We start from the raw sequence: 9,353 nt of genomic DNA, 5'->3' as shown, positions 1-9,353 counted from the left end.
GCTGCGCGACCACCAGGTCGTCGATCAGCGCGTGCCGCGGCTCAGTCAGGCACCCCGTCGGCCGCCAGTGGTGCGACGTCGGCGAACTCGGCGAGCGCGTCGCCACGCCAGAGCCCCAACGCCTCCTCGAAGCACGCCGCGGCGGCGGCCGGATCGCGGGTTCCCAACGGCCCAGGGAGCCTGTCGGCACAACAACGGTGGTCGCGCAGTGCGGTTGCGCTTGAGACGGTATGACGGGGTGCGACCGTGATACTCGCCTCCGTGGATATGCTGCCACGGCTGGACGTTGCGCACGGACCCGTACGCCTAGAGCACAGGCGCGAAGGGGGAACCGCTGGATGCGAGACATGGATACCATCCACATCTTCCTTGGCACCAAGGCCCAGTACATCAAGACGGCGCCACTGCTACGCCTGCTCGTGCAGGGCGGCATCGACTACCGCCTGATCGACTCGGGCCAGCACGCCCAACTCAGCGCCACCATGCGCACCGAGCTCGGCGTGCGCCGGCCCGACGTCGTGCTCGGCGGCGTCGACGACGTGACCTCGATCGGCGGGGCCCTGGGGTGGGCGGCCGGCATCGGTCGGCGCCTGTGGTCGGCGCGGAAGGTGCGCCATGACATCTTCGGCAACCGTGGTGGCGTCTGCGTCGTGCACGGCGACACCCCGTCGACGCTGCTGTCCGCGCTGCTGGCACGCCGGGCGGGTCTGACGGTGGCCCACCTTGAGGCGGGCCTGCGCTCGCACAGCCTGCGCCACCCGTTCCCGGAGGAGGCCATCCGGCTGATGGTCATGCGCCTGTCGACGCGGCTGTTCGCGCCGGACGAGGTCGCCATGGACAACCTGCGGGCCATGGGGCTGGCGGACCGCGCCGTGCAGCTCAGCGGCAACACCGTCATCGAGGCGCTGCACACGTCGCTGGAGCTGTCCCAGCCGTCGCACGGCCCGGCCATCGTGTCGATGCACCGCGTCGAGAACCTGACCAGCCGGCGTCGCGTGGAACGTCTCGTCGCGACCGTCCAGCGCCTGGCGACCATGATGCCGGTGCGCTTCGTGGTCCACACGCCGACCGAGAAGACGCTGGTCCGCATGGGCAGGTACGCCCGCCTGGTCGAGGCGGGCGTCGAGCTGGTGCCGCTGGTGTCGCACCGCGAGTTCGTCAACATGCTTGCCGCCGCACCGTTGGTCATCACCGACGGCGGCAGCGTCCAGGAGGAGTGCGCGCTGCTGGGCGTGCCCACGCTGCTGTGGCGGAGGCGGACCGAGCGGCCGAACGGGCTCGCCGCCAACGTGGTGCTGTCGAACTACCGCCCGCCCGTGATCGCCGACTTCATCGCCGATTCTGAGCGCTACCGGCGCAAGCCGGCGGACCTCGACGACCGACCGTCCGAGCAGATCCTCGGCGATCTGCTCACCCTGATCGACGTCCCGCCGGCGCTGGCCGGCTCACTGGGCTGACCTCGGGCGCGCGCCGCGCGGGCGGCGGCGCCCCGGACCGCCCGGTCCACGCCCCCAATGTGAACGCGAGGGCGTCGCGCACCCCGATCAGGGCGCGGAACCCGGCGACGATCACCGCCAGCGGCCCGTCGGTGGCGCCGACGAGCAGCGCGACGACAACGACCTCGAACGCGCCGGCACCCTGCGGCGCGATGGGCGTCAGGTAGCCGATCGCCCAGGCGACCAGGAACGCGCCAGCCGTAGCCGCCGGGCCGGGGACGTCGACGTCGAAAGCGAGCAGGTAACAGGTGAACGCGACGGCGGACAGCGCCCAGAACGCGGTCAGCCAGGCGACAAGCGCGCCGTGGTCGGCCCACGACAGCGCCGGGGCGGTCGTCCCACTTCGCCGTGCAAGCCGGCTGAGGACGCGGTTGAGCGCCGGTGGCGCCGTGGCGATGACCAGCACGACGACCCACGCGACGCCGGACAGCTGCCTACCGGGCAGGCGGCCGGCCAGGCCGAGCAGCGCGCCTCCCAGGGCCAGGCTCACCACGACCGTGAGCACGCCCTCGAGGAGCGCGGTCATGGCGAGCGCGCCGACGCCGACGCCCCGCGCACGCAACATCGCGGCGCGGCTCATCGCGTACCAGACGCTGCCGGGCACGTATCGGGCAGGCACGCTGCGGGCCGTCGCCTCGAGGATCGTTCGCCACCGCACGCGGGCGCCGCTGGCCGCCAGCGCGCGACGCCAGAACGACGCGTTGAGGACGAGCTGGCCGAAGCCCGCGAGCAGTGCGGTGGCAAGCAGCCACGGCCGCCGCACCTGCGCGAGGTCGGCGACGGCCGCCCGGTTGACGACCAGGACACGGGCGAGCATCACGGCCAACGCCACCAGCCAGACCACCCGGGCGACGCGCACCCACCGGCTGCGCCCGCCCGCGCCGTCGCTGCTCATGTCCTCCCACTCCGGGGATCCGACGTGCGCTGGGCGGGGGAGTCGTTTCTCAGATGTGGCGGCGCCGGCGTGTTGGGCGACGAGCGTGCGCCAGGCGGTGGGATCCGTCCCCAGGTGGTGGTCATCGGCGCGCCTCCGCCACGTCGAGCACGTCATCGAGCACGGTGTCGTTGACGCGCTCGCGCATTCGCAGGTCGGCGAGCACCCCGGGTAGGTCGGCTCCCTCGTCGGCGACCCCGGCCGTCGCGGCCCCAAGCAGGTTCAGGTCGGCCGGCGCCCACTCCAGCAGCCGCGCCGCGGGACCCATCGCCTCGGCGATCCCCACCAACTTGCCGTCGTAGCCGATCAGGGTCGCCGGGCGTCCGGCGAGGACCGCGCCGATCGCCGCGTGGTAGCGCATCGCCACGACCACGCGGCTCGCCGCGATCACGTCGAGCACCCGCTCGGTGGGTGGGCTCACCAGCGACACGTCGGCGTGCATCCGCTCTGCCACGCGGGCGTGCAGCAGGTCGTCCCACCCGGGCTGCATGGCCACCAATCGGACCGGCAGCCCCAGGCGTCTGGCGGCGTCGTCGAGCCCTCGTGCCAGCCGGTCGACCATCGCCGGGGCGGTCACATCCCGTCTTGAGCGGGTTCCGGCCGGCAGGCGTCCCTGTGTTGGCCGCCAGGGTCGGAGGCAGGCGCAGATGCGGTCCTCGGCCGCCGCGGAGGGCGCCGGAAGCGACAGCGCGAGATCGGCCGCGAGCCTGACGTCGCGGACCCCGGTCCGGCGCAGGACCTCGACCGATCCGCGGTCACGCACGCTCACAGCGGTTGTCCCGCGCAGCGCGGCGCGTACCTGGGCACGCCCGACGGTGGTGCGCAGGGGACCGGCCCCGACACCGATCACCGCGCGTGGGGTGCCGGTGGCCCGGGCGACGGCCAGCCGCGACAGGTGGTAGGGCAGGTTGAACGGTGACGTCCGGTCCTGCAGCAGCCCGCCGCCGCCGAAGATCAGGGCGTCGCTGGATCTGATGGCGCCGAGGACCGCCGCCGGCGCGAGGTGGCCGACGTCCGTCACACCCGTGTCACGGCCGGCTGCGGGTCGTGTGCTGATCGCCGTCACGTGCGTTCCACGCGCGAGCAGCTTGTCGCGCAACGCGGCGAAGATCAGCTCATCACCGGCGTTGACGGATCCAATCCACGCCGTCACCGTCACGCGCATCCATGCCCACCGGTGGCATCAAAGAGTAGTACTAAGATCACCTTAAGTGTTCCTTTCAGGGCGGCGGTGGACCGGCCGTGACGACTGTCTCCACCATGCACGCGCGGCCGACCGGCTGACAACGTCTGGCGACCATCGTGACGACGCTGTCGTGGCTGCTGCTGAACGTCGCGGTCGCTGTGGCCGACACAGCGCCCGAGCCCCGTCGCCATTGCGCCGGTCAGCCCCGCCCCGACGTCGCCGATCCCGTCACGCCGCGAGGCGCCGGCTCCACCGGTGGGGGATCGACCGGCACCCCAGCCGCCTCGCGACCGTCCGCCGCCGCGACGCGCTGGCGGTCCTCCTGACCCTGGCGACGAGATCGAGCGGTTCGGCCTCGCCCGCATCACCGACGGGTCCGCCGTGCGGCGGTTCTGCCGCGCGCAGGCCGTGACCCGTGACCAGATGACGACCTTCCTGGCCCGGGTCGTGGCGCAGTGGGTCACCGCCGCACCTCCTCCGTGACGACGATTGGCAGCCCCCACCAGGACGGATCAACCGGCCTGGCGCAGGCCGACCTGGCCCACGGGTGCTCGACGACCCGGTCTGACCGAACACGTCGGTGACGCTCTCGCCCTCTCCCGGCGCACGGCGGTTACCGTTGCTCCATGACAGCATGCACGACCGGCGTGGCCCCATGAGCCCCGGCCGCCGGGACGACACCTCGACGGCACGGCTGTTCGGCGACCTCGAGGCCGGACCACCCGCGTCCGCCCCGGCGGCCGCGGCGGTGCCGCTCGCCGCCCGCATCCGCCCGACCCGCCTCGACGAGGTCATCGGCCAGGACGAGCTGACGGGTCCGGAGACCCCGCTGCGGCGCGCCATCGAGACCGACACGCTGCGCAGCATCGTCCTGTGGGGCCCGCCGGGGACTGGCAAGACCACCCTGGCGCGTGTGATCGCGGCGTCGAGCAGCGCGGCGTTCGTCGAGTTGTCGGCGGTCACTGCGGGCGTGCGCAACGTGCGTGACGAGATCGACCGTGCCAGGGCGCGCCGCGACAGCGCCGGCCGTGTGACGGTGCTGTTCATCGACGAGATCCACCGCTTCAACCGCGCCCAGCAGGACGCGCTGCTGCCCGCGGTCGAGGACGGGTTGGTCACCCTCATCGGTGCGACCACGCAGAACCCGAGCTTCGAGGTCAACGCGCCGCTGCTGTCACGCAGCCTGCTGTACCGTCTCCGGCCGCTCGACGACGAGGCGATCGGCCGTGTCATCGACCGTGCGCTGACACGCGAGGACGGCTTGCCGGGTGTCACCCTGGAGCCCGCGGCACGCGATGTGCTGATCGCGGCGGCCGACGGCGACGCCCGCGTGGCCCTGACCGGCCTTGAAGCCGCCGCCGAGGGCGCGTCGGGCGCCGCCGTGACCGCCGACGACGTCCAGGTGGCGCTCGGCAGCCCGCACATGCGCTACGACAAGTCGGGCGATTCGCACTACGACCAGGTCAGTGCCTTCATCAAGTCGATGCGGGGGTCCGATCCCGACGCTGCCGTGTACTGGCTGGTCCGCATGCTCGCGGCGGGCGAGGACCCACGGTTCCTCGCGCGGCGGATGATCATCCTGGCGAGCGAGGACGTCGGCCTGGCCGACCCGTCGGCGCTGTCGGTGGCGACCTCGGCGTGGCAGGCGCTGGAGTCGGTCGGTCTGCCGGAGGCGCGCTTCGCGCTGGCACACGCCGCGCTGTACCTGGCACTCGCGCCGAAGTCCAACAGCATCACCCGGGCGCTCGGCGCGGCCGACCGCGCAGTCGAGCGGCTGGGCAACGCGCCGGTGCCCGCCCACCTGCGCGATGCCCACTACAAGGGTGCGCGCCGGCTGGGTCACGGCGAGGGCTACCGGTACCCCCACGACGATCCGCGTGGCTGGGTCCCGCAGCAGTACGGACCCGGCGGGCTCCGGCAAGGTGACCTGTATCGGCCGGGCGACCATGGTCGCGAGCCTGAGCTGCAGCGATGGCGCACGAAGAATGACGAAGAGTAATCGTCTCATCACCCGACCTGCGCGAACGTCAAACAACACCCGCATCACCGGTTGACGGTGCGCGCGTCTGGAAGCATAGTTACACCGGTGGAGTTCCATCCGTGTCAGGACGTGCCGCGCAACTCGGACTGGCGCACCGCGCCGCGCGGACGTCGGCGGATGCACTCGGGTGACAGGGGAAAGACGTGTTCATCGAACCAGTGCCGTGGGCCGAGGAGGCCAAGTGCCTCAACGCCGACCCCGACGTGTTCTTCCCCGAGAAGGGCGGCTCGACCCGTGAGGCCAAGCGCATCTGTGCCGAGTGCGCCGTGCGGGTCGAGTGCCTGGAGTACGCCCTGGAGCACGACGAGCGGTTCGGCATCTGGGGTGGGATGAGCGAGCGTGAACGTCGCAAGCTCAAGCGCCTGGCCTCTTAGGCAGGTCGGATTCGCTGTCCCCTGATCACAGGGGCTACCATGCGTAGGCTTGTTGCTCGCGCCATCGAGCCTCTCCCTCCCGGGGCGCACATCCCTCGTTCATGTCCTACACAGACGCTATAGCACATCCCCGTCTCGGGGTCGTCCTCGTGGTCCACAACGGACTGCGGTGGCTGCCCGTGATCCTGGGGACAATCGCGGACTGGCGCATCGCCGGTCTCGAGCTCGTCGTCGTCGACAACGCATCGACCGACGGTTCCTCGGACCTGCTCGCATCACGGGTCACCGCCGACCGCCTGGTGCGGCTCGACCAGTCGCGGACCTTCGCCGAGGCGTTCGAGATCGGCAGGGCCCATCCGGCGCTGGCCGGGGCGCCGCTGGTGCTGATGCTGCACGATGACCTGGTGATGACCGTCGACACCGTGGCGACGCTGCTTGCGACGATGGAGGCCGACCCCGAGGTCGCGGTCGCCGGGCCGAAGCTGCGCGAGTGGTCGCAGGAGCCACTGGTCCAGCATGTCGGCCAGACCGTCGACCCCTTCGGCCGCTGGCACAGCCAGCTCGAGCCGGGCGAGATCGACCAGGGCCAGCACGACGAGGAGACCGACACCCTGTTCGTGTCGACCGCCGGCATGGTCGTGCGCACCGACGCGTTCGACGAACTTGGCGGCTTCGACATGCGCATGTCGTTCCAGCGCGAGGACCTCGACCTGTGCTGGCGGGCCTGGATCGCCGGCCATCGGGTGCGTGTCGTGCCGATGGCCGTCGGCTACCACGTCAACGCCGGTGAGCGCGGCGTACGGCCGCTGGATGATGGCGAGCGCAAGCGAGCCGGTGGGCGGGGACGTCATGGCGAGGGCGAACGTCAGCGCGCCGGTGGCTCGCGGCGCGGCACACACAACGACGTCGCCTACCTCACCGAGCGCCACACGCTGGCGGCGATCCTCAAGAACTACAGCATCCCCCGGCTCGCGCTGCTCGTGCCCCTCGGTGCCGTGCTGTTCCTCTTCCGTGCGCTGGGAATGCTGCTGACGCGCCGCGTCGGCGCCGGTACCGCCGGGCTGAAGGCGGTCGGCTGGAACATCGCAAAGCTGCCCAGCACCCTGAAGCTGCGGCGACGCACCCAACGCCTGCGCCGCCGCACCGACACGGACCTGCGGCCGCTGTTCGCCAGCCCGTGGGCGCGACTGCGCGACTACGGCGAGTCGATCGGCACATGGCTGTCGGGATCGCGGACGCCGCGGCTGCTGGAGGACCCGACGAGTGCCGCGGTCCGCGCCCCCCAGCCACGCACCCTCGGCGCGTTCCTGCGCAGCCATCCCAGCCTGATCGTCGGGCCGATCCTGCTGGTCCTGTACCTGTTCGGCGCGTTCGCCCTGCTCGGTGGCGGACAGATCGTCGGCGGCCAGGTGCGGCCGTGGCCCGCCGAGGCGACCGACTTCATCCGTGGCTATCTCCATCCGTGGCACGGCGACCCGCTGGGCTCGTGGTCGTTCACGCCGCTGATCCAGCCGGTGCTGGGACTGTTCAGCTACGTCGGGCTGGGATCCGCCTGGCTGGCGCAGCGCATCATCGTGCTCGGGATGCTGCCGTTGGCGTTCCTGCTGACGATCCGTGCCGGTCGACTGCTGACGACCCGGATGTGGCCCCGACTGCTGGGCGCCACGGTCTACACCCTCAGCCCGCCCGTCATCGGCGCGCTCGCGGAGGGGCGCTTCAGCGAGCTGCTGGTCGCCGCGCTGCTGCCCGGCCTCGTGGTGCTCGCTGTCTGGAGCGCCGATCAGCGCCGCACGCCCAGTGAGGGGTGGCGGGCAAGTGCCCTGATGGCGTTGACGCTGGCCGTGATGTGGTCGGCAGCACCCGGCGCGTGGATGGTCCTGGCGGGCATCTGGTTGACCGCCGTGCTGACGGCGGCCACGCTGCCGTCGCGTCGGGGGTCGCTGCTGCGCACCGCGGTCGCGGCGCCGCTCGCGTTCGTCGCTCTGGCACCGTGGCTCATCGACGTCGTCCGCACGTCGGGGCAGGTGGTCCCCTCCGCGCCCTTCGAACCCGTGCCGGCCTGGCGTGCGTTCCTCATCGCACCGGACATCCTCGAAGGGCTCGACCCCGTCGGGGGGCTGATCGCCGTGCTCGTCACCACCGGCGTCATCGGCGCCGCGCTGCTGCTGACGGGTCGCGGGCGCGCGACCGCGGTCGTCGTGCTGCTGGCCGTCGTCACCGTGTGGGGACTGATCGCCTGGGCGTTCGGCTTCCTGGGGTCGGAGATCACATGGATCCCCGCCCTGCTGCTGCCCGGCGCCCTCGCGCTGGCCGGCCTGGCCACCCTGGCCGCCCGCTCCATCACCGACCATCTGCGTACCTACAGCTTCGGGCTGCGCCAGGTGCTCGCCGCCGCGTGCGCCCTGGTGCTCCTGGTCGGCCTCGCCGGCGGGCTGTACCGGGTGGTGACCGACCCCTGGTCCGAGCTGCGCATCGCCCGCGACCTGGTACCAGCCTTCGTCGCGGCCGACGGCGACCGCGTCGGTGCCTACCGCATCCTGCTGCTGTCGGGTGGCTCGGAGACCCTCGACTGGGACGTGACCGACGACGACGGGCCGTCGATGCTGGAGTTCGGGACCACGCCGAGCGAGTCGGTCGGCCAGGCGCTGTCGCGGTCGGTCGCCTCGATCGGCCTAGGCGACCCGCGTGCAGCCCTGGACCTCGGCCTGCTCAACGTCCGCTACGTGGTCATCCACGACAGGGACAACCGCACCGAGATCGCGCGCCTGCTCGCGGCGCAGCCTGACCTCGAGCCGATGCCGTCAGGCGCGGGCCAGATCTTCGAGGTCACGACGTGGCTGCCGCGCGCCGTCGTCCTGCCCGCTGACGAGGCCGAGGACGGCGGCGACGCGACCCAGCTCGTCAACGCCGGGACACTCGAGGAGCAGGGGCTGCGCCCGACCGCACCCGCCACCTACAGCGCCGACGTCGAGCCGGGCTGGCTGCTGCTGTCGGACGCACCGTCGTCACGTTGGAACGTCGAGCTCGACGGCACGCGACTGTCGCCGGTGCGTGACGTGGCGGGCAACGTCTACGAGATCCCGTCCGCGGGCCGGCTCGACATCACGCCCGGCGGGGAGGCCCGCCACCTGTGGGTCGTCGCGGCGCAGCTGCTGGTGATCATCGCGATCATCTCGCTCGCACTGCGTCCGCCACGCAGTGGGGCGCGACGCCGCGACATCGACGACGTCCACGTCGGGCCCCACCCGGCGCCGATGCCGGGGCCCGCCGCACGCGCTGCGGCGGCCGCCACGATCACCGGCGACCTGCGCTAGGGGACGGA

Annotated in this window: 7 protein-coding genes; 4 read left to right on the top strand and 3 right to left on the bottom strand. The window is 72.2% G+C overall.

All coding sequences use genetic code 11. The annotated features are described in order from the left end of the window. Positions 1-41: 41 nt before the first annotated feature. The gene (locus VK923_18350; protein ID HSJ46644.1) at positions 42-167 is read right to left on the bottom strand and encodes a BTAD domain-containing putative transcriptional regulator; all 126 of its coding nucleotides are present in this window, start codon (positions 165-167) and stop codon (positions 42-44) included. Positions 168-347: 180 nt separating this feature from the next. Here VK923_18350 and VK923_18345 point away from each other — a divergent pair, with 180 nt between their 5' ends. Next, positions 348-1,457 carry a UDP-N-acetylglucosamine 2-epimerase gene (locus VK923_18345; protein HSJ46643.1) on the top strand — a complete coding sequence of 370 codons (1,110 nt, stop codon included), beginning with the start codon at positions 348-350 and terminating at the stop codon, positions 1,455-1,457. On the opposite strand, the gene VK923_18340 is transcribed toward VK923_18345, so the two are convergent. Both VK923_18340 and VK923_18335 read right to left on the bottom strand, forming a co-directional pair. After that, positions 1,411-2,391, bottom strand: coding sequence for a lysylphosphatidylglycerol synthase domain-containing protein (locus VK923_18340; GenBank protein ID HSJ46642.1), 981 nt, complete (start codon positions 2,389-2,391; stop codon positions 1,411-1,413). The genes VK923_18345 and VK923_18340 overlap by 47 nt on opposite strands. Positions 2,392-2,512: 121 nt before the next feature. Then, positions 2,513-3,595 carry a polysaccharide pyruvyl transferase family protein gene (locus VK923_18335; protein HSJ46641.1) on the bottom strand — a complete coding sequence of 361 codons (1,083 nt, stop codon included), beginning with the start codon at positions 3,593-3,595 and terminating at the stop codon, positions 2,513-2,515. A 676-nt stretch (positions 3,596-4,271) separates the two neighbouring features. On the opposite strand from VK923_18335, the gene VK923_18330 reads away from it, so the two are divergent. The 3 genes from VK923_18330 to VK923_18320 all read left to right on the top strand — a co-directional run bounded on the left by VK923_18330 (position 4,272) and on the right by VK923_18320 (position 9,345). After that, complete coding sequence (locus VK923_18330) at positions 4,272-5,615, top strand: replication-associated recombination protein A (protein ID HSJ46640.1); 1,344 nt, start codon at positions 4,272-4,274, stop codon at positions 5,613-5,615. A 185-nt stretch (positions 5,616-5,800) separates the two neighbouring features. Further along, positions 5,801-6,031 (top strand): WhiB family transcriptional regulator, encoded by a 231-nt coding sequence (locus tag VK923_18325; protein ID HSJ46639.1) that lies wholly within the window; start codon positions 5,801-5,803, stop codon positions 6,029-6,031. 149 nt (positions 6,032-6,180) lie between these two features. Further along, positions 6,181-9,345, top strand: a complete 3,165-nt coding sequence (locus VK923_18320; protein ID HSJ46638.1) for a glycosyltransferase — start codon at positions 6,181-6,183, stop codon at positions 9,343-9,345. Positions 9,346-9,353: the final 8 nt, after the last annotated feature.

The organism is Euzebyales bacterium, assembly GCA_035461305.1.
GTDB lineage: Bacteria > Actinomycetota > Nitriliruptoria > Euzebyales > JAHELV01 > JAHELV01.
This window is presented reverse-complemented; position numbering and strand designations above follow the sequence as displayed.